Annotated in this window: 18 protein-coding genes; all 18 read left to right on the top strand. The window is 69.8% G+C overall.

Features of this window, described 5'->3' with window-relative positions; all coding sequences use genetic code 11:
* Positions 1-57: 57 nt before the first annotated feature.
* The 18 genes from dapF (at position 58) to mraY (ending at position 18,740) form a co-directional block, all read left to right on the top strand.
* Positions 58-936, top strand: a complete 879-nt coding sequence (gene dapF, locus KBC94_RS18990; protein ID WP_294373503.1) for a diaminopimelate epimerase — start codon at positions 58-60, stop codon at positions 934-936.
* A 62-nt stretch (positions 937-998) separates the two neighbouring features.
* A complete protein-coding gene (locus KBC94_RS18985; RefSeq protein WP_114801339.1) occupies positions 999-1,664 on the top strand; it encodes a DUF484 family protein in 666 nt (221 codons plus the stop codon).
* A 32-nt stretch (positions 1,665-1,696) separates the two neighbouring features.
* Positions 1,697-2,287, top strand: coding sequence for a YdcF family protein (locus KBC94_RS18980; protein WP_294373499.1), 591 nt, complete (start codon positions 1,697-1,699; stop codon positions 2,285-2,287).
* A complete protein-coding gene (locus tag KBC94_RS18975; protein ID WP_294373497.1) occupies positions 2,277-3,236 on the top strand; it encodes a tyrosine recombinase XerC in 960 nt (319 codons plus the stop codon). The genes KBC94_RS18980 and KBC94_RS18975 overlap by 11 nt, the downstream gene beginning before the upstream one ends.
* Positions 3,237-3,268: 32 nt before the next feature.
* On the top strand, positions 3,269-3,667 hold the full coding sequence (locus KBC94_RS18970) for a DUF2306 domain-containing protein (RefSeq protein ID WP_294373494.1): 399 nt from the start codon (positions 3,269-3,271) through the stop codon (positions 3,665-3,667).
* A gap of 60 nt (positions 3,668-3,727) precedes the next feature.
* Entirely contained in the window at positions 3,728-4,930 is a 1,203-nt protein-coding gene (locus KBC94_RS18965; RefSeq protein ID WP_294373491.1) for a class I SAM-dependent methyltransferase, read from the top strand.
* 103 nt (positions 4,931-5,033) lie between these two features.
* Positions 5,034-6,101: a GTP-binding protein gene (locus KBC94_RS18960; protein WP_294373487.1), complete on the top strand. Its 1,068-nt coding sequence runs from the start codon at positions 5,034-5,036 to the stop codon at positions 6,099-6,101.
* A gap of 200 nt (positions 6,102-6,301) precedes the next feature.
* The gene (gene dksA / locus KBC94_RS18955) at positions 6,302-6,919 is read left to right on the top strand and encodes an RNA polymerase-binding protein DksA (RefSeq protein WP_043117155.1); all 618 of its coding nucleotides are present in this window, start codon (positions 6,302-6,304) and stop codon (positions 6,917-6,919) included.
* Between the two features lie 79 nt (positions 6,920-6,998).
* Complete coding sequence (locus KBC94_RS18950) at positions 6,999-8,588, top strand: hypothetical protein (RefSeq protein ID WP_294373483.1); 1,590 nt, start codon at positions 6,999-7,001, stop codon at positions 8,586-8,588.
* A gap of 94 nt (positions 8,589-8,682) precedes the next feature.
* Positions 8,683-9,228 carry an ATP-dependent protease subunit HslV gene (gene hslV, locus KBC94_RS18945; RefSeq protein WP_294373481.1) on the top strand — a complete coding sequence of 182 codons (546 nt, stop codon included), beginning with the start codon at positions 8,683-8,685 and terminating at the stop codon, positions 9,226-9,228.
* A gap of 185 nt (positions 9,229-9,413) precedes the next feature.
* Positions 9,414-10,745: an ATP-dependent protease ATPase subunit HslU gene (hslU, locus tag KBC94_RS18940; RefSeq protein ID WP_294373478.1), complete on the top strand. Its 1,332-nt coding sequence runs from the start codon at positions 9,414-9,416 to the stop codon at positions 10,743-10,745.
* 330 nt (positions 10,746-11,075) lie between these two features.
* Positions 11,076-11,510 (top strand): division/cell wall cluster transcriptional repressor MraZ, encoded by a 435-nt coding sequence (gene mraZ / locus KBC94_RS18935; protein ID WP_076510862.1) that lies wholly within the window; start codon positions 11,076-11,078, stop codon positions 11,508-11,510.
* A 5-nt stretch (positions 11,511-11,515) separates the two neighbouring features.
* On the top strand, positions 11,516-12,526 hold the full coding sequence (gene rsmH, locus KBC94_RS18930) for a 16S rRNA (cytosine(1402)-N(4))-methyltransferase RsmH (protein ID WP_294373706.1): 1,011 nt from the start codon (positions 11,516-11,518) through the stop codon (positions 12,524-12,526).
* Positions 12,526-12,870: a cell division protein FtsL gene (gene ftsL / locus KBC94_RS18925; RefSeq protein WP_294373703.1), complete on the top strand. Its 345-nt coding sequence runs from the start codon at positions 12,526-12,528 to the stop codon at positions 12,868-12,870. Before rsmH ends, ftsL begins: the two co-directional genes overlap by 1 nt.
* Complete coding sequence (locus KBC94_RS18920) at positions 12,867-14,618, top strand: penicillin-binding protein 2 (protein WP_114801332.1); 1,752 nt, start codon at positions 12,867-12,869, stop codon at positions 14,616-14,618. The genes ftsL and KBC94_RS18920 overlap by 4 nt, the downstream gene beginning before the upstream one ends.
* Complete coding sequence (locus KBC94_RS18915) at positions 14,618-16,117, top strand: UDP-N-acetylmuramoyl-L-alanyl-D-glutamate--2,6-diaminopimelate ligase (RefSeq protein WP_294373474.1); 1,500 nt, start codon at positions 14,618-14,620, stop codon at positions 16,115-16,117. Before KBC94_RS18920 ends, KBC94_RS18915 begins: the two co-directional genes overlap by 1 nt.
* Complete coding sequence (gene murF / locus KBC94_RS18910; protein WP_294373471.1) at positions 16,114-17,568, top strand: UDP-N-acetylmuramoyl-tripeptide--D-alanyl-D-alanine ligase; 1,455 nt, start codon at positions 16,114-16,116, stop codon at positions 17,566-17,568. The genes KBC94_RS18915 and murF overlap by 4 nt, the downstream gene beginning before the upstream one ends.
* On the top strand, positions 17,562-18,740 hold the full coding sequence (mraY, locus tag KBC94_RS18905) for a phospho-N-acetylmuramoyl-pentapeptide-transferase (RefSeq protein WP_294373463.1): 1,179 nt from the start codon (positions 17,562-17,564) through the stop codon (positions 18,738-18,740). Before murF ends, mraY begins: the two co-directional genes overlap by 7 nt.
* Position 18,741: the final 1 nt, after the last annotated feature.

The raw sequence follows: 18,741 nt of genomic DNA, 5'->3' as shown, positions 1-18,741 counted from the left end.
TGTCCCTGCGCGCTGCGGGGGCCGCGTCCGCCTCGGGCCGCCGCCGATAATCCGCCGATGCGAATCCGCTTCACCAAGATGCAGGGCGCGGGCAACGACTTCGTCGTGCTCGACGAGACCGCCGGCCCCCTCGGCCTGACGCCCGGCCAGTACCGATTCCTGGCCGACCGCCATTTCGGCGTCGGCGCCGACCAGATCCTGAGCGTGCGGCCCTCGCCCGCCGCGGGCGTGGACTTCCAGTACGTGATCCACAACGCCGATGGCGGCGAAGTCGAGCAATGCGGCAACGGTGCGCGCTGCTTCATGCGCTTCGTGCGCGAGCGTGGCCTGACCGACAAGGACGTGGTGCGGGTGCAGACGCTGTCGGGCGTGATCGCCCCACGCATGACGGCCGACGGCCGCGTCACCGTCGACATGGGCCCGCCGGTCTTCGAGCCGGCCCGCGTGCCCTTCGACACCGCGGGCCTCGATCCGCAACCCGACGGCACCTGGCACACCTGGCACCTGGCGCTCTCCACCGAGGCGGACGGGCCCATCGTGCCAGTGGCCGTGCTTTCCATGGGCAACCCGCATGCCGTGCAATTGGTCGACGACGTCGAGACCGCGCCGGTGGCCGAGCAGGGCCCGCGCATCGAGCACCATCCGCGCTTTCCGCAGCGGGTCAACGCTGGCTTCCTGCAGGTGGTGGACCGCACGCACGTGCGCCTGCGCGTGTTCGAGCGCGGCGCCGGCGAGACGCTGGCCTGCGGCACCGGCGCCTGCGCGGCGGTGGTGGCCGGCATCCGCCTCGGGCGGCTGGACCGCCGCGTCGACGTCGAGACCCGCGGCGGCATCCTCACCATCGAATGGGCGGGTGGCGAGGCCGACCCGGTGCTGATGACCGGTCCGGCCGTCACCGTCTTCGCGGGCGAGATCGACGTGCCCGACGAACTCTGACGCTTTTCTCTTCTTTTTTTGGTGCGGCGCCGACGGCCCGCATCCACCGACCGCCTGCCGCCATGAACCCCATCACCGAAGACGACATCGCCAACTACCTGGCCAACACGCCCGACTTCTTCGAGCGCCACGCCCAGCTGCTGGCCGAGGTGCAGCTGACCAGCCCGCACGGCCAGCGCGCCGTGAGCCTGCAGGAACGCCAGGCCGAAATGCTGCGCGAGAAGATCAAGGCGCTGGAGCACCGCATCATGGACATGGTGCGCCACGGCACCGAGAACGTGGTCACGGCCGACCGGCTGCAGCGCTGGACGCTCTCGCTGCTCACCTGGCGCGACCTGCGCGGCCTGCCCTGGGAAATCATCAAGGGCCTGCACCAGCAGTTCATGGTGCCGCAGACGGCCATCAAGCTCTGGGACCTCGACCCGGCCTACGCCGCAGAGGGCTACACCCAGGGCGTGAGCGACGACGTGAAGGCCCTGGCCACCTCGCTGACCACGCCCTACATCGGCCTGAACGCCGGCTTCGAGGCCACGGCCTGGCTCAACGAGCCGCAGCAGGCCCAGTCGCTGGCGCTGATCCCGCTGCGCACCGCGGCCGACGCGCCCGCCTTCGGCCTGCTGGTGCTGGCCTCGCCCGATCCGCAGCGCTACAACGCGGAAATGGGCACCGACTTCCTGGAGCGCATCGCCCAGTTGGCGTCGGCCGCGCTGTCGCGCCTGCGCGCTTGAGGTATCCGGCGCGCGGTGGAGGCTGGCGTCGGGTGGGGCTCGTCCTTGCCGTCCTGGGCCTGGTGTCGGGCGGGGCGATCCACGTCATGGTGACGCGCCACGGCGCGCACGTGCTGGCGAACCCGCCCGCGCAGGACGCCGATGCCGCGCTGGTGCTGGGCAACCGGGCCTTCCTCGACGGCGCGCCCAACCCCTGCCTCGCGTCGCGTGTCGATGCCGCGGTGGCGCTCGCGCAAGCGGGGCGCGTGAAGCTGCTGGTGATGAGCGGCGGCGTGGACCATGAAGACGGCCGCATCGAGGCCGAGGCGATGGAGGGCCTGGCCCGCGCGGCGGGCTACACCGGCCCGGTGCTGCGCGAGTCCGCCTCGCAGTCGACACGCGAAAACCTGCGGCTGTCGCGGCCCCTGCTCGAAGCGGCGGGCGTGCGGCGCGTGATCGTCGTCACCGAGCCCTCGCACCTCTGGCGTACCCGCCAACTGGCGCGCGGCAGCGGCTTCGAGTCCGCCTTCGACGTGCAGTACGCCGCCGCCCTCGCGCCCTGCCGGCGCTGGGACCGCGCCGCGCGCGCATCGCTGCGCGAGGTGGCGGCGGTCGTCAACAATGCCCTCCGTGGTGACTACTGATCCTTCGTCCGCTGCGGACGCCGACCGTGCCCTGGTCGATCGCTACCTCGCCCATGTGCGGGTGGAGCGCCGGCTGGCCGAGCGCACGGTCGAGCTGTATGCGCTGCACCTGGCCGAGCTGCTGCAGCGCGCGGCCGATGCCGGCCTGCCGCTTCAGCGAGTGGCCACCGCCCACATCCGCCGCTGGATGGCCCAGCTGCATGGCGCCGGACGGGCGCCGCGCGGCATCGCGCTGGTGCTGTCGTGCTGGCGCAGCTTCTACCGCTGGCTGGGCCGCGAGGGCCTGGTGCCGGGCAACCCGGTGCAGGACGTGCATGCGCCCAAGGCGCCGCGGCCGCTGCCGAAGGCGCTGGGCGTGGACGATGCTGTGCGCCTGGCCGAGCACCAGCAGCCCGAGGCCGATGCCTGGACCGAGGCGCGCGACCGCGCCATCGTCGAACTGCTCTACGGCTGCGGCCTGCGCGTGAGCGAGCTCACCGGCCTGGACCGCGATCCTTCCGCCGAAGCGCGCGGCTGGCTCGACCTGCCCTCGGCCGAGGTGCATGTGCTCGGCAAGGGCGGCAAGCGGCGCAGCGTGCCGATGGGCGGCCCGGCCGTGCAGGCCGTGGACGCCTGGCTGGCGCAGCGCGGGCTGCGGCCGGTCGACTCGCCCGCGCTCTTTGTCGGCCTGCGCGGTGGCCGCTTCGGCCCGCAGGCCGTCTGGCAGATGCTGCGCGCCCGCGGCATCCAGGCCGGCGTGGCCGCGCCGGTGCATCCGCACATGCTGCGCCATTCCTTCGCCAGTCACCTGCTGCAATCCAGTGGCGATCTGCGCGCCGTGCAGGAGCTGCTGGGTCACGCGAGCATTTCCACCACCCAGATCTACACGCGGCTGGATTTCCAGCACTTGGCAAAAATCTATGATGCTGCCCACCCCCGGGCGCATGCGCGGGGCGACAGCGAGGATTGAGTTCGAAGAATCGTGCCTGGGAGGGCCTCGACATGAAGATGACGCCGGTGATTGCCGTGCATCTCGCCTGCGCAGCGGGCGCGTTTTTCCTGGGGCCGGTGGCCATCTTTGCGCGTTGGAGGCGACGGCCCCAGCCGCGCATTCATCGCGCCTTCGGCTACGCATGGGTCACGCTGATGATCATGACGGGACTTTCCGCTCTGTTCATCCGAGACCATGCAATGCCCAACGTTGCTGGCTATACATGGATTCATCTGCTGGTTCCCGTCAGTTGGGCCGCCATGTTTCTGGCCTTTCGCTTTTTGCTGCGTGGGCAGATCGCGGCCCACCAGGGCACGATGGTCGGGACCTACGTTGGGGCTTGCCTGGTGACCGGCGCATTCACGCTGTTGCCCGGCCGCTATCTCGGCGATCTGATCTGGGTGCGTTGAAGGCGTTGCCTTTGCCGGTGCCAAGGGTGGGCAAGGGGCCGCCGCGACAATAGGCGGCTCATGAAAACACTCCGCCTCAAGCCCGGCAAGGAGCGCTCGCTCCAGCGCCGCCATACCTGGATCTTCGACGCCGCCATCGCCAAGGGCGGCGGCGATGCGGGCGAGACGGTGCGCATCGAATCGCACGAGGGCCGCTTCCTGGCCTGGGCGGCCTGCAGCCCGGCCTCCAAGATCCGCGCCCGCGCCTGGAGCTTCGACGAGGGCCAGCGTATCGACGCCGCATTCTTCGCCGCACGCTGTCGAGCGGCCGTTCAGGCGCGCGGGCTGTTCGACATCGCCAGCGACGGCCAGCGCCTGGTGCATGGCGAGGCCGACGGCCTGCCCGGGCTGATCGTGGACCGCTATGGCGACACGCTGGTGGCGCAGTTCCTGTCGGCCGGCGTCGAACGCTGGAAGGCGGTGCTGGCCGACGCGCTGCTGACCGCCACCGGCCTGACGAAGCTGTATGAACGCTCGGACGCCAGCGGCCGTGAACGCGAGGGCCTGCCGCCCGTCACCGGCTGGCTGCGCGGCGAGGGCCCGACCGAGATCACCATCCAGGAGCACGGCTGGCGCCTGAGCCTGGACGTGGCCACCGGCCACAAGACCGGCTTCTACCTCGACCAGCGCGACAGCCGCCGCCGCTTCTCGGAGCTGGCGCGGCACCGCCGCTTCGCCCGCGTGCTCAACTGCTATTGCTACACGGGCGGCTTCACCGTCGCTGCGGCGCATGGGCTGGCGGCGGCCGGCGCGCTGGAGGGCGCCGAGCTGGTGTCGGTCGACTCCTCGCAGCCGGCGCTGGACCGGGCGCGGGCGCACCTGGCGCTGAACGGCTTCGAGGCGGCCAAGGCCCAGTTCCTCGATGCCGACGTCAACCAGACCCTGCGCCGCTTCATCGACGAGGGCCGGCAGTTCGACGCCATCGTGCTCGACCCGCCCAAGTTCGCACCCACCGTCGCGCATGCCGATCGCGCCGCCCGCGCCTACAAGGACATCAACCGGCTGGCCCTCAAGCTGCTGCCGCCGGGCGGCGTGCTGCTGACCTTCTCGTGCTCCGGCGGCATCGGCGCCGACCTGTTCCACAAGATCGTGGCCTCGGCCGGCATCGACGCGGGGGTGGACGGCTACATCGCCGAACGCCTGGGCGCGGCGCCCGACCATCCCATGACCATCGAGTTCCCGGAGGGCGAGTACCTCAAGGGCCTGGTGGTGGTGCGCAAGTAGCCGCACCCGCAAAGAGCGGCGACCGGCCGAGTTTTTGCGGCCGGCCTAAACTTTCGCCCCTTCCCCGTTTCCACCGTCGTCCCGACACTCCCGGAGCGTTTCCATGGCCCTCATTCCCGCCACCATCCTCACCGGCTTCCTCGGCTCCGGCAAGACCACCCTGCTCAAGCGCGTGCTCACCGAGTCGCACGGCCACAAGATCGCCGTCATCGAGAACGAGTTCGGCGAGGAGAACATCGACTCCGACATCCTGGTCACCGAGTCCAAGGAGCAGATCGTGCAGATGAGCAACGGCTGCGTCTGCTGCACCATCCGCGAGGACCTGCGGGAGGCGCTGCAGCTGCTGGCCGCCAAGCGCCGCAAGGGCCTGCTCGATTTCGACCGCGTGATCATCGAGACCACCGGCCTGGCCGACCCCGGCCCCGTGGCCCAGACCTTCTTCATGGACGACGAGATCGCCGAGAGCTACCTGCTCGACTCCATCGTCACCCTGGTCGATGCCAAGCACGCCGCGCAGCAGCTCAACGACCGCCAGGAGGCGCGCCGTCAGGTGGGCTTCGCCGACCAGATCTTCCTGTCCAAGACCGACCTGGTGAGCGCCGAGGACACCGACGCGCTGATCCACCGCCTCAAGCACATGAACCCGCGCGCGCCCATCGAAAAGGCGCATTTCGGCGAGGTGGCCATCGCCAAGGTGCTCGATCTGCGCGGCTTCAACCTCAACGCCAAGCTCGACATCGACCCTGACTTCCTGAAGGCGGACGACCACGATCACGCGCATGATCATCACGACCATGACCACGAACATGGCGAGCACTGCGACCATCCCTCGCACCAGCACGACCATGGCCACGGCCACCACCACCATGTGGACGACGACGTCAAGAGCTTCGTCTACCGCGCCACGCGGCCCTTCGACCCGGCGCGGCTGGAGGACTTCCTGGGCGCCATCGTCAACATCTACGGCCCGCGCATGCTGCGCTACAAGGGCGTGCTCGACATGAATGGCACCCAACGCAAGGTGATCTTCCAGGGCGTGCACCAGCTCATGGGCAGCGACCTCGGCCCCGAATGGGGCGAGGGCGAGACGCGCGAGAGTCGGATGGTGTTCATCGGCATCGATCTGCCCCGCGACATCCTGGAGCAGGGCCTGGATCAATGCCTGGTGTAGGACGTTCGCGCTAGGCCGATCGCCGTCACCTTTTTGCAGGGTGCTTTCTCTATACAATCGCGCGCCTGTTGCGGTCCGCCACCCTCGGCGCTGCCCGTCAGGCAGGGAAGACCGCAGCCAGTGAAGGAGCCCGCCACGTGAAGAAAACCGCCCCGGCCAGCGCCGGCCTCGATGCCAAGACGCCGGTCGCCGTCGATGCAGTGCCGTCCCCCGATGCGCTGCCTCCGCGGGCGCGTCCTTCGGCCCGGTTGTCGCAATTGACCGTTCCGTCCATGCCTCAGGCGGTGGCCTCCACCGCACCCAAGGCCAGTTTCTCAACGACCATGTCCACGGCCCTCGTTCCCCCGCCCCTCCTGTCCGTCAAGAAGGACCCCAAGCTCGCGAACAACTGGAAGACCAAGCCGGTCGAGGAGCTGACCGATGCCGAAGTCATCGCGATGCCCGACAGCGAGTACATGAACGACACGCAGTTGGCCTTCTTCAAGCTCAAGCTGCAGCAGCTCAAGCAGGGCATCCTCGACAACGCCGGCGAGACGACCGAGCACCTGCGCGAGGACACCGTGGTCGTGCCCGATCCGGCCGACCGCGCCACCATCGAGGAAGAGCACGCCCTGGAGCTGCGCACCCGCGACCGCGAGCGCAAGCTGCTCAAGAAGATCGAGCAGTCCATCGCCCGCATCGACGCTGGCGACTACGGCTACTGCGACGAGACCGGCGAGCCCATCGGCGTCGGCCGCCTGCTGGCCCGCCCGACGGCCACGCTCTCGCTCGAGGCGCAGCAGCGCCGCGAGCTCAAGCAGAAGATGTTCGGCGACTGAGTTCGCACGGCGGCCGGGCCGGGTCCGGCCTGCGCAGCCCGCAACGCCAGCCTTCACCCACTTTCTCGCAGCACGGGGCATGTCCAAGGACGACGCGGGAGGCCTGTTCTCCAAGGTCGCCAAGTTCGTGCGCAACCCGCTCAAGGACTGGTCCGAGCTCGAAGGCACGCCCGGCGCGGGTGCCTCCGATTTCGGCTACAGCCGGGAGGCGCTCAAGGAGCTCATGGAGCGTCGGCAGCGCAACGACTTCGTGCGCCGGCGCGAGTTCGACATGCTGCGCAAGCTGCGTCAACGCGGCGGCACCGAAGATCCCGGCAACATCTCCTCGTCGCTGCCCTCCAGCGACCGCATGACCGACCGGCGTGCGCTCACGCTGCGCAAGATCGACGAGATCGAGGCGCAGATGTCCCAGCAGTGGTGGACCTCCGAATCCGCCGCCACCGTCCCCGATGGCGCAGACATGGCGCCGGCCGGCACCCCTGCGGTGGATGCCTCTTTGGCCGAGCACCACGCGCGCGCCTATGCCGATACCGCGCCGGTCGTGCCGACCGACCTGCAGCCGCCGCGTGAGGCCATGGCGCCGGCGGCGCCCGAAGTGCTGCTGCCTTCCTTCTCCACGCACCGGCCGGCGTACACCGCGGCGCCGCGCCTGGCCTTCGACACGCCCCTCGAAGAAGCGGCCGTCCGCTTCGCCCAGGGCGATGACCCCGGCGCCGAAAGCGCGCTGCGGCAGGCCCTGGTGCCCGGCAGCGCCTTTGCCGACCAACTCCAGACCTGGCGCGCCCTGCTCGACTTCTACCGCGCCACGGGCGACGCGGAGCGCTTTGCCGAGGCGGCCGCCCCCTATGCGGAGCGCTTCGGCCTGCCGGCACCGGCCTGGGTGTCGCTGCGGACGCTGGCGCGGGATGCGCGCACGGGCGAGGTGGCGCAACGCCTGGATGCACGCACGGAGACCGACTGGCAGGCGCCCGCCCGGTTGGACCGCCCGGCCCTGCTGGCGCTCACGCAGGCCCTGTCGCGGGCGAAGGGCAGCGTCTGGCGCCTGGACTGGCGCGGCCTCGGCCAGATCGAGGCAGATGCCGTGCAGCCGCTCACGACACTGGTCACGCACTGGGCGCTCTCGCCGGTGCAGATGGGTTTCCTGGGCACCGATGAGCTGCTGGCGGTGCTGGCCGCCGCCACCCCGCTGGGTGAGCGCGGCGTCGACGCGGGCTGGTGGAGCCTGCACCTGGCCGTCCTTCGCCTGCTCAATCGCCTGGACGACTTCGAGCTGGTGGCCCTCAACTACTGCATCACCTACGAGATCACGCCGCCCTCGTGGCAGGCGCCGCGCGGCACCGTGGCGGAGATGGGCGACGCGGGACTGTCCAGCACCCGTGCCGCGCTGGATCCGGCGGCGGCGCGGGGCGCCTTCCTGGCCGGCGAGCTCGCGGGGGCCGACAGCCTGCCCTGGTCCAGGATCGAGGAGGCGCTCGACCGGGCCGGTGCTGGCCCCGAGATCGACTGCGCCGCGCTGGTACGCATGGATCTGGCGGCCGCCGAGGCCCTGCGTGCCCGGCTGGGTGCCCGGCCGGGCCTGCGGCTGCTGGCGGTGCATGGGGTGCTGGCCGAGTTCCTGCGGCTCACCGGGGTGGATCGCTGCGCCGTGGTCGTGCCCCGCGCGGGCTGACGGTCTGGGCCTGGACGCGGCGGCCAGGGCTGCGCCGGCAGAAAAAATCCCGCGCTGCCCTTGTGCAGCCCCGGAACGCCCCCAGGTGGCTGCGATGGAACAATTTCATGGAACCACCATCGTCAGCGTGCGCCGCAGCACGCCGCAGGGCGAGCAGGTCGCCATCGGCGGCGACGGCCAGGTGACGCTGGGCAACATCGTGTTCAAAGGGTCGGCGCGCAAGGTGCGGCGGCTCTACCAGGGCAAGGTGCTCGCCGGGTTCGCGGGCGCCACGGCCGATGCTTTCACACTCTTCGAGCGTTTCGAGGCCAAGCTGGAGAAGCACCAGGGCCAGCTCTCCCGCGCCGCCATCGAGCTGACCAAGGACTGGCGCACCGACCGCGTGCTGCGGCGCCTGGAGGCGATGCTGGCGGTGGCCGACCGCACCACCTCGCTCATCATCACCGGCAACGGCGACGTGCTGGAGCCCGAGCAGGGCATCGTGGCCATCGGCTCCGGCGGTGCCTATGCCCACTCGGCAGCCAAGGCACTGGTCGAGAACACGGATCTGTCCGCCGAAGAGGTGGTGCGCAAGTCGCTGGAGATCGCCGGCCAGCTGTGCATCTACACCAACATGCACCACACGATAGAAAAACTTTGACCACCCCCAGGCTGCGCGCTTCGCGCTCCGCCAACCCCCTGCGAGGGGGCGCCGCCGGCGGGCTGGCGAAGCCAGTTCCGCGGCGGCCGCTGGCGTGGCCTGCTCCGCGGCCGTCTGACCGCGCCAAGGCGCATCTTCTTCCGTGCCGTGTGCGGCGCGTGCTTCATTGAATGGATAGGAACCCGATGTCCGCCATGACCCCCCAGGAAATCGTGTCCGAGCTGGACAACCACATCGTCGGCCAGAAGGAGGCCAAGCGGGCCGTGGCGATCGCGCTGCGCAACCGCTGGCGTCGCCAGCAGGTCGACGAGAAGCTGCGGCCCGAGATCACGCCCAAGAACATCCTCATGATCGGCCCCACCGGCGTGGGCAAGACCGAGATCGCCCGCCGGCTGGCCCGGCTGGCGGACGCGCCCTTCATCAAGGTCGAGGCCACCAAGTTCACCGAGGTGGGCTACGTGGGCAAGGACGTGGATTCGATCATCCGCGACCTGGCCGAGGTCTCGGTCAAGCGCACGCGCGAGGCCGAGGTGGCCAAGGTGCGGGTGCGCGCCGAGGACGCGGCCGAGGAGCGCATCCTCGACGCCCTGCTGCCCGCCGCCCGCGATGCCGAAGGCCGCGCGGTGGCGAGTGACAGCGGAAACGCTACTCGCCAGGCCTTCCGCAAGAAGCTGCGCGAGAAGGAGCTGGACGACAAGGAGATCGAGATCGAGGTGGCCGAGGCGCGGCCCGCGATGGAGATCATGGGCCCCGCCGGCATGGAGGAGATGGCGGAGCAGCTGCGCGGCATGTTCAGTCAGCTGGGCCAGGGCCGTCGCAAGACGCGCAAGCTCAAGATCGCCGAGGCGCTGCGCCTGCTGACCGAGGAAGAGGCCGGCAAGCTGCTGAACGAGGAGGAGATCCGTGCCCAGGCGCTGGTCAACGCCGAGCAGAACGGCATCGTCTTCATCGACGAGATCGACAAGGTGGCCACCCGCAGCGAGGCGCAGGGTGCCGACGTCTCCCGCCAGGGCGTGCAGCGCGACCTGCTGCCGCTGGTGGAAGGCACCGCCGTCACCACCAAGTACGGCGTGGTGCGCACCGACCATATCCTGTTCATCGCCAGCGGCGCCTTCCACCTGGCCAAGCCCAGCGATCTGATCCCGGAGCTGCAGGGCCGTCTGCCGATCCGCGTCGAGCTGCAGTCGCTGTCGGTGGCGGATTTCGAAAGCATCCTTACGCAGACCCGTGCCTCGCTGGTCAAGCAGTACGAGGCGCTGCTGGCCACCGAAGGCGTCACGCTGGCCTTTACGCCGGACGGCATCACCCGGCTGGCGACCATCGCCTTCGAAGTGAACGAGCGCACCGAGAACATCGGCGCGCGGCGCCTGTCGACCGTGATGGAGCGGCTGCTGGACGAGGTGAGCTTCGACGCGGCCAAGCTCTCGGGCCAGACGGTGAGCATCGATGCCGCCTATGTGGATGCGCGGCTGGACATGCTCAGCAAAGACGAGGACCTGTCGCGTTTCATTCTCTGAGCGCGCGAAAGACTCTTGACAGTTCGACGGCCCGGGGTGGCAACGCCCCGGGCCGTTGCCTTTTGATGCAGGCCTGGGCCTACACCAGCTAACGCGGAACTTCCACTGTGATAGCTAAGTGCTTCATCAGCAAAGAGAAATGAGGGCCGAAGCCGCAGGAAAGTTGTGCTCTAAGTCCTTGATTCCATTACAAAAAATACCTCGTAACAGTCGATTGGCGGCAGGTGTTTCCTGCTACAGTGCAAAAAAGTGCAGGAAAGTGGGAAAACGTGGGTTAGGCCCCGTCCTACTCGGCAGTTCGCCGGCCGCTTTTTCGGGAGTTATGGGTTCGTGTTTCAGGGCACGTCATCGCTGAATCTGGATGCCAAGGGGCGGCTGTCGATGCCTGCCCGGTATCTGGACGCCCTGCGCACGGAGGCCGGTGGCCAGATCACCGTGACCCGCAATCCCGACGGTGGCCTGAACCTGTACCCTCGCCCGGTGTGGGAAGAGGCGCGCGCCAGCCTGGCGGCGCTGCCGTCCTCCGAGCAATGGCTCAAGCGCTTCTACCTGGGCAGCGCCTCCGACGTGGAACTCGACGGCACCGGCCGTGTGCTGATCTCGCCCGAGCTGCGTGAGCTCGCGGGCATCACCCGCGACGTGCTGCTGCTCGGCGTGGGCCACCGCTTCGAGCTGTGGGACAAGGCGGCCTATCAGGCCAAGGAAGCCGCGGAGATGATGGAGAACATCCGCAACTCCGAGGCGGCCCGGATGCTCAAGCTGTGACCCAGATGGCCGCATCCTTCCTCCACACCACCGTGCTGCTCGAAGAGGGCGTGCGCGCCGTGCTCGGCGATGCGCCGGCGCCCGACGGCACCTTCGTCGACGCCACCTTCGGTCGCGGCGGTCATTCGCGGCTGCTGCTGGAGCGGCTGGCGCCAGGCGCCCGCCTCGTGGCCTTCGACAAGGATCCAGAGGCGGTGGCGCAGGCCGGCACCATCGCCGACCCGCGCTTTTCCATCCGGCACCAGGGCTTCGCCCACCTGGGGGAGCTGCCACCCGGCAGTGTGGCCGGGGTCCTGATGGACCTCGGTGTCAGCTCCCCCCAGATCGACAACCCCGCCCGGGGTTTTTCTTTTCGTTTGGACGGCCCGCTCGACATGCGCATGGATCCCACGCGCGGCCAGAGCGTGGCCGACTGGCTGGCCACAGCCGAACCACAGCAGATTGCAGAGGTGATCCGTGACTATGGCGAAGAACGGTTTGCTGTTCAGATTGCAAAGGCGATTGCTGCTCGCCGACAAGAACGGGGCGCAATTTCAACCACCGCCGAGCTGGCCGAGCTCGTGGCTGGCGCGGTCAAAACCCGCGAGCCGGGCCAGAACCCTGCAACGCGCACATTTCAGGCTCTTCGGATTTTCATCAACGCCGAGCTTGAAGAGCTGCAACAGGCGCTGAGCGCCAGCCTGTCGGTGCTGGCGCCGGGCGGCCGGCTGGCGGTGATCAGCTTCCATTCGCTGGAAGACCGCATCGTCAAGCAGTTCATCGCCGAGCATTCCAAGGAGGTCTACGACCGCCGGGCGCCCTTCGCCGCGCCCAAGCCCATGAAGCTGCGTGCGCTCGAGCGCATCAAGCCCTCGGCCGAGGAAGTGGCGGCCAATCCGCGTGCGCGCAGCGCCATCCTGCGCGTGGCCGAGCGCACGGAGGTGCTTGGCGACGTGCCGGGCCGCCCCAAGCAAGCCAGCGCCCCCTCGGGCGGCAGCGAGGACGCGCAGCGCCGAGCATGGGGGCAACGTTCGTGATCACGCGCCTCAACCTGCTCCTGCTGCTGGCCGTGATCGGCACGGCGCTGCTGCTGGTGCACACCCAGTACCAGTCGCGCCAGCTCTATGGTCAGTACTACCGCGCGCAGGCCGAGGCCCGCACGCTCGAGACCGAATACGAGCGCCTGCAGGTCGAGCGCCGTGCTCAGGCCACGCCGCTGCGCATCGAGACGCTGGTCAAGGACAAGCTCAAGATGCGCACCACCACGCCCGCCATCACGCTGTACGTGCGGGCGGACGGAACGGTGATTCCCGCCGTGCCGCCGGCGCCCCCCGTCGTGCCCGCCGGCACCCCGGCCGCCGCACCCAGGAGCACGCGATGAGCCGCGGCCCTTCCGTCCGCTACACGACCAGCCCGCTGCTGGCCAGCAAGACGCCGGTCTGGCGCAGCAAGTTCATCGTGGCCGCCATCGCGCTCGGCTTCGTGGTGCTGGCCGGCCGCGCCGCCTATGTGCAGGTGATCGGGCAGGACTTCTTCCAGCGGCAGGGCGAGGTGCGCTTCACCCGCACCATCGAGCTGCCCGCCAGCCGCGGCCGCATCCTGGACCGCAACGGCCTGATCCTGGCCTCCAGCGTGATCGCCCCCAGCGTGTGGGCGATTCCCGAGGACATCGATCGCAACGATCCCGAGACCCGGACCAAGCTGCGCCGCGTCGCCCAACTGCTCGGCATGAAGCCGCAGGACCTCGACCAGAAACTGGCCGACGAGGACAAGAGCTTCGTCTGGATCCAGCGCCAGGTCGACGAGCCCATCGCCAAGGAGATCGCGGCGCTGGGCGTCAAGGGCCTCTACCAGACGCGCGAATACAAGCGTCAGTACCCCGAGGGCGAATCCGCCGCGCACGTGGTGGGCTTCACCAACGTCGAGGACCACGGCCAGGAAGGCATCGAGCTGGCCTTCGACAAGGACCTGGGCGGCAAGCCCGGTTCGCAGCGGGTGATCAAGGACCGCCTGGGCCGTGTGGTCGAGGGCGTGGGCGAGCGCGTGCCGCCGCTGGACGGCAAGGACATCCAGCTGTCCATCGACTCCAAGGTGCAGTTCTTCGCCTACCAGAAGCTGCGCGACGCCGTGACCAAGCACCGGGCCAAGGCCGGCAGCGTGGTGGTGCTCGACGCGGTGACCGGCGAGGTGCTCGCGCTGGCCAACTACCCGAGCTACGTGCCCGACAAGCGTCGCAACCTCACCGGCGAGCAGCTGCGCAACCGCGCCATCACCGACACCTTCGAGCCCGGCTCGACCATGAAGCCGATCACCGTGGCCATGGCGCTGGAGGCCGGGCGCGTCAAGCCCAGCACCATCATCGACACCACGCCCGGGCGCTACCAGATCGGCGGCTTCACCATCAGCGACACCCACAACTACGGCGTGCTGACGGTGGAGGGCGTGATCCAGAAGTCCAGCAACGTCGGCGCCCTGAAGATCGCCCAGAAGATGAGCCCCAGCGAGATGTGGGAGACCTACACCGCGCTGGGCTACGGCCAGAAGCCGCAGATCACCTTCCCCGGCGCGGCGCCTGGCCGCCTGCGCCCCTGGAAGACCTGGAAGCCCGTCGAGCAGGCCACCATGGCTTACGGCTACGGCCTGTCGGCCTCGCTGCTGCAGATGTGCCATTCGTACACCGCCTTCTCGCACGACGGCAAGGTGCTGCCGCTGACCATGCTCAAGAGCAACGAGGAGCCGCCGGGCGTGCGCGTGTTCTCGCCCTCCACCGCGGCGTCTATCCGCAAGATGCTGCAGATGGCCGCCGGCCCCGGCGGCACCGGCCAGCTGGCGCAGACCGTGGGCTACTCGGTGGGCGGCAAGTCGGGCACCGCGCGCAAGCAGGTCGGCAAGGGCTACGCGGCGGGCAAGTACCGCGGCTGGTTCACCGGCATGGCGCCCATCGACAAGCCGCGCATCATCGTGGGCGTCATGATCGACGAGCCGAGCGACGGCAACTTTTACGGCGGCACCGTGGCCGGCCCGGTGTTCAGCGAAGTGGTGCAGCAGACGCTGCGCATGATGAACGTCGCGCCCGACCTGGCCGTCAAGCCGCTGGTGCTCACCCAGGGCGTGGACGAGAGCTTCTGATGGCGCTGCACCGTCTCCACTCCCCCGACGAGGCCGCCGCCTGGCTGTCCGCGCGCGTTCGCGGACAGCTGCAGGTGGACAGCCGCGCCGTGGGCGAGGGCGACGGCTTCATCGCCTGGCCGGGCGCCGCCACCGACGGACGGCGCTTCGTGCGTGCGGCGCTGGCGCAAGGTGCCGCCGCCTGCCTGGTCGAGGCCAAGGGCAGCGAGGCCTACGACTTCGCCGACGAGCCGGCGGTGGCGGCCTACGAGGGGCTCAAGGCCGCGACCGGTCCCATCGCCGCGGCCTGGTGCGGCCGGCCGGCCGACGTGATGACGCTGCTGGCCGTGACAGGCACCAACGGCAAGACATCGACGGCCTGGTGGCTGGCCCAGGCCCTGGCAGGCAGCGCCTTCGGCCCTTGCGCCGTCGCCGGCACGCTGGGCATCGGCGTGCCTCCGGCCGTCGACTACAACGGCCTCACCACCCCCGACCCGGTGACGCTGCACCGCGCGCTGCGCGACCTGCTCGGCCAGGGCGTGAAGGCCTGTGCCATGGAGGCCTCCTCCATCGGCATCGCCGAGCGTCGGCTGGACGGCCTGCACTTCGACGTGGCCGTCTTCACCAACTTCACCCAGGACCACCTGGACTACCACGGCGACATGGCGGCCTACTGGGCCGCCAAGGCCGAGCTGTTCCGCTGGCCGGGCCTGCGTGCGGCCGTGGTCAACATCGATGACCCGCGGGGCGCCCGCCTCGCGGGCGAACTGCTGGACACCGCGCTGGTCGAGCTGTGGACCTGCTCGGCCGCAGGCGCGCCCGCGCGGCTGTCGGCCATCGAGGCCGGCCACGGTCCGCAGGGCCTGCGCTTCCAGGTGGTGGAGCAGGGCGGCGCCCAGGCCATGGTCTCGACCACGTTGGTGGGCGAGTACAACGTCGCCAACCTGCTTGGCGTGATCGGCACGCTGCGCGCGCTCGGCCTGCCGCTGGGCGACGCGGCCGCCGCCTGCGCGCGCCTCGGCAGCGTGCCCGGCCGCATGGACGTGGTCGCAGCGGACGCCGGCCTGCCGCTGGTGGTGGTCGACTATGCCCACACGCCCGATGCACTGCAGAAGGCGCTGGCCGCGCTGCGCCCCTTCGCCGAGTCGCGCGGCGGCCGGCTGTGGTGCGTGTTCGGCTGCGGCGGCGACCGCGATCCCGGCAAGCGCCCGCTGATGGGTGCCATCGCCGAGCGGGGTGCCGACCGCGTCGTCGTCACCAGCGACAACCCGCGCAGCGAATCGCCGCAGGCCATCGTCGACCAGATCGTGGCGGGCCTGGCGGTGCCGCAGGCCGCGCGGGTGGTGATCGACCGTGCCGCAGCGATTGCCGAGGCCCTGGATGAAGCCGCCGCTCAGGACGTGGTCCTGCTGGCCGGCAAGGGCCACGAGGATTATCAGGAAGTCGCCGGCCGGCGATTTCCCTTTTCCGACCGCGCCCAGGCGCAGGCGGCGCTTGGCGCCAGGAGCCGGTCGGCATGAACGCTTCGATGGAATCTCTGTTCACGCTGTCCGAGGCCGCCGGCTGGGTGCCGGGTGCGCGCGTGGTGGGTGAGGGCAGCCGCGCGGTGACGCGGGTGCACACCGACTCGCGCACGCTGGCCGCGGGCGACCTCTTCGTCGCGCTGCGCGGCGAGCGCTTCGACGCGCACGACTTCCTGCCGCAGGTGCAGGCCCAGGGCGGCATCGCCGCCGTGGCCGAGCCGGGCCGGCTGGCACCGCTGGGCCTCCAGGGCCTGGAAGTGCCCGACACCCTGGCCGCGCTGGGCGCCATCGCCGCCGGCTGGCGCGCCCGCTTCACGCTGCCGCTGGTGGCGGTGACGGGCAGCAACGGCAAGACCACGGTCACGCAGATGGTCGCGTCCATCCTGCGCGCCGCCGAGCCGCAGGCCAGCCTGGCGACGCAGGGCAACTTCAACAACGAGATCGGCCTGCCGCTGACGCTGATGCGCCTGCGGCCCGCTCATCGCCTGGCCGTGGTCGAGCTGGGCATGAACCATCCGGGCGAGATCGCGCGGCTGGCCGCCATCGCGCGGCCGACGGTGGCGCTGGTCAACAACGCGCAGCGCGAGCACCAGGAATTCATGGCGACGGTCGAGGCGGTGGCGCGCGAGAACGGCAGCGTGCTGCAGGCGCTGTCGGCCGGCGGCACGGCCGTTTTTCCGCACGGCGACGATTACACGGCACTCTGGCGTGGCCTGGTGCCGGCAGGTGCCGGCTGCCTGCTGTTCGGCGAATCGCCCGAGGCCGACGTGTCGCTGGCCGAGGCCGACTGGGATGGTGAGGCCTGGCGCTTCGTGGCCCGCACGCCCGCTGGCACCGTGCAGGCGCGTCTGGCCATTCCCGGCCGCCACAACCTGCGCAACGCGCTCGCGGCCACGGCCTGCGCGTTGGCCGCTGGCGTGACGCCCGAGGCCATCGGCGCCGGCCTGTCGGCCTTCGAGCCCGTCGGCGGCCGTTCGCGGGCGCAACTGCTGCAGCGCACCGATGGCCGCCGCCTCACGCTGGTGGACGACAGCTACAACGCCAACCCCGATTCCGTGCGTGCCGCCATCGACGTGCTGGCCGAGCTGCCCGGGCCGCGCCTGCTGGTGCTGGGCGACATGGGCGAGGTCGGCGACCAGGGGCCGCGTTTCCATGCCGAAGTCGGCGACTGGGCGCGCCAGCGCGGCATCGACGCGCTGTTCGCCCTGGGCGAGGCCAGCCGCCATGCCGTGACGGCGTTCGGCGCGGCCGGCCGCCATTTCGAGGCCGTCGAGGCCCTCAACGCCGCGGCGCTGGACCAGGCCGGTGCCGCATCGAGCGTGCTCGTCAAGGGTTCGCGGTTCATGAAGATGGAGCGCGTGGTGCAGGCCCTGGTGGCCAGCGCCGCCGGCTCGAACAACAACAAGGAGCCGGTCATGCCGCATGACACGGACGCCCGCCCATGCTGATGAGCCTGGCCCAATGGCTGCAGACGCTGTCGCCCGAACTCGGCTTTCTGCGCGTCTTCCAGTACCTGACATTTCGGGCGCTGATGGCTGCCCTCACCGCGCTGGTGGTGGGCCTGGCCGCCGGCCCGGCGGTGATCCGCCGGCTGAGCGCCCTCAAGATCGGCCAGCCGGTGCGCGGCTATGCCATGGAAACGCACCTGGCCAAGAGCGGGACGCCCACCATGGGCGGCGTGCTGGTGCTGTTCGCCATCGCCATCGCGACGCTGCTGTGGTTCGACCTGTCCAACCGCTTCGTCTGGATCGTGCTGTGGGTGACGCTGGGCTTCGGCGCCATCGGCTGGGTGGACGACTGGCGCAAGGTGGTCAACAAGGACCCGGAGGGCATGCGATCGCGCGAGAAGTACATGTGGCAGTCGCTCATCGGCCTGGTGGCGGCCTTCTACCTGCTGTTCTCCATCTCCGAGAGTTCCAACTGGCGCGTGCTGGAGCTGTTCGGCAACTGGGTGCGCTCCGGCTTCGCGATGGACTTCCCCACCAAGACCAACCTGCTGGTGCCCTTCTTCAAGGAGATCAGCTATCCACTGGGCGGCATCGGCTTCGTCATCCTCACCTACCTGGTGATCGTCGGGGCGAGCAATGCCGTGAACCTCACCGACGGCCTGGACGGCCTGGCCATCATGCCGGTGGTGATGGTGGGCTCGGCCCTGGGCGTGTTCGCCTACGTCACGGGCAATGCGATGTACTCGCGCTACCTGCTGTTCCCCTCCATTCCCGGCGCGGGCGAACTGCTGGTGTTCTGCTCGGCCATGGCGGGCGCGGGCTTGGCCTTCCTGTGGTTCAACACCCATCCGGCGCAGGTCTTCATGGGTGACGTGGGCGCGCTGGCGCTGGGCGGTGCCCTGGGCACCGTGGCCGTGATCGTGCGGCAGGAGATCGTGTTCTTCATCATGGGCGGCATCTTCGTGGTCGAGGCGATCTCGGTCATGGCCCAGGTGAGCTGGTTCAAGTACACCAAGCGCAAGTACGGCGAAGGCCGTCGCGTGCTCAAGATGGCGCCGCTGCACCATCACTTCGAGAAGTCCGGCTGGCGCGAGACGCAGGTCGTGGTCCGCTTCTGGATCATCACCATGCTGCTGTGCCTGGTGGGCCTGTCCACGCTCAAGCTGCGTTGAG

The sequence above is a fragment of the Pseudacidovorax sp. genome, from assembly GCF_017991995.1.
Taxonomy (GTDB): Bacteria; Pseudomonadota; Gammaproteobacteria; order Burkholderiales; family Burkholderiaceae_C; genus Xenophilus.
This window is presented reverse-complemented; position numbering and strand designations above follow the sequence as displayed.

Excerpts from the sequence above, each read along its gene's own strand:
- hslU (WP_294373478.1), top strand. The coding sequence starts at position 9,414 with ATGTCCGCCATGACCCCCCAGGAAATCGTGTCCGAGCTGGACAACCAC.
- KBC94_RS18915 (WP_294373474.1), top strand. The coding sequence starts at position 14,618 with ATGGCGCTGCACCGTCTCCACTCCCCCGACGAGGCCGCCGCCTGGCTG.
- KBC94_RS18920 (WP_114801332.1), top strand. The coding sequence starts at position 12,867 with ATGAGCCGCGGCCCTTCCGTCCGCTACACGACCAGCCCGCTGCTGGCC.
- KBC94_RS18985 (WP_114801339.1), top strand. The coding sequence starts at position 999 with ATGAACCCCATCACCGAAGACGACATCGCCAACTACCTGGCCAACACG.
- KBC94_RS18970 (WP_294373494.1), top strand. The coding sequence starts at position 3,269 with ATGAAGATGACGCCGGTGATTGCCGTGCATCTCGCCTGCGCAGCGGGC.
- dapF (WP_294373503.1), top strand. The coding sequence starts at position 58 with ATGCGAATCCGCTTCACCAAGATGCAGGGCGCGGGCAACGACTTCGTC.
- KBC94_RS18960 (WP_294373487.1), top strand. The coding sequence starts at position 5,034 with ATGGCCCTCATTCCCGCCACCATCCTCACCGGCTTCCTCGGCTCCGGC.
- KBC94_RS18965 (WP_294373491.1), top strand. The coding sequence starts at position 3,728 with ATGAAAACACTCCGCCTCAAGCCCGGCAAGGAGCGCTCGCTCCAGCGC.
- mraY (WP_294373463.1), top strand. The coding sequence starts at position 17,562 with ATGCTGATGAGCCTGGCCCAATGGCTGCAGACGCTGTCGCCCGAACTC.
- KBC94_RS18950 (WP_294373483.1), top strand. The coding sequence starts at position 6,999 with ATGTCCAAGGACGACGCGGGAGGCCTGTTCTCCAAGGTCGCCAAGTTC.
- murF (WP_294373471.1), top strand. The coding sequence starts at position 16,114 with ATGAACGCTTCGATGGAATCTCTGTTCACGCTGTCCGAGGCCGCCGGC.
- hslV (WP_294373481.1), top strand. The coding sequence starts at position 8,683 with ATGGAACAATTTCATGGAACCACCATCGTCAGCGTGCGCCGCAGCACG.
- rsmH (WP_294373706.1), top strand. The coding sequence starts at position 11,516 with ATGGCCGCATCCTTCCTCCACACCACCGTGCTGCTCGAAGAGGGCGTG.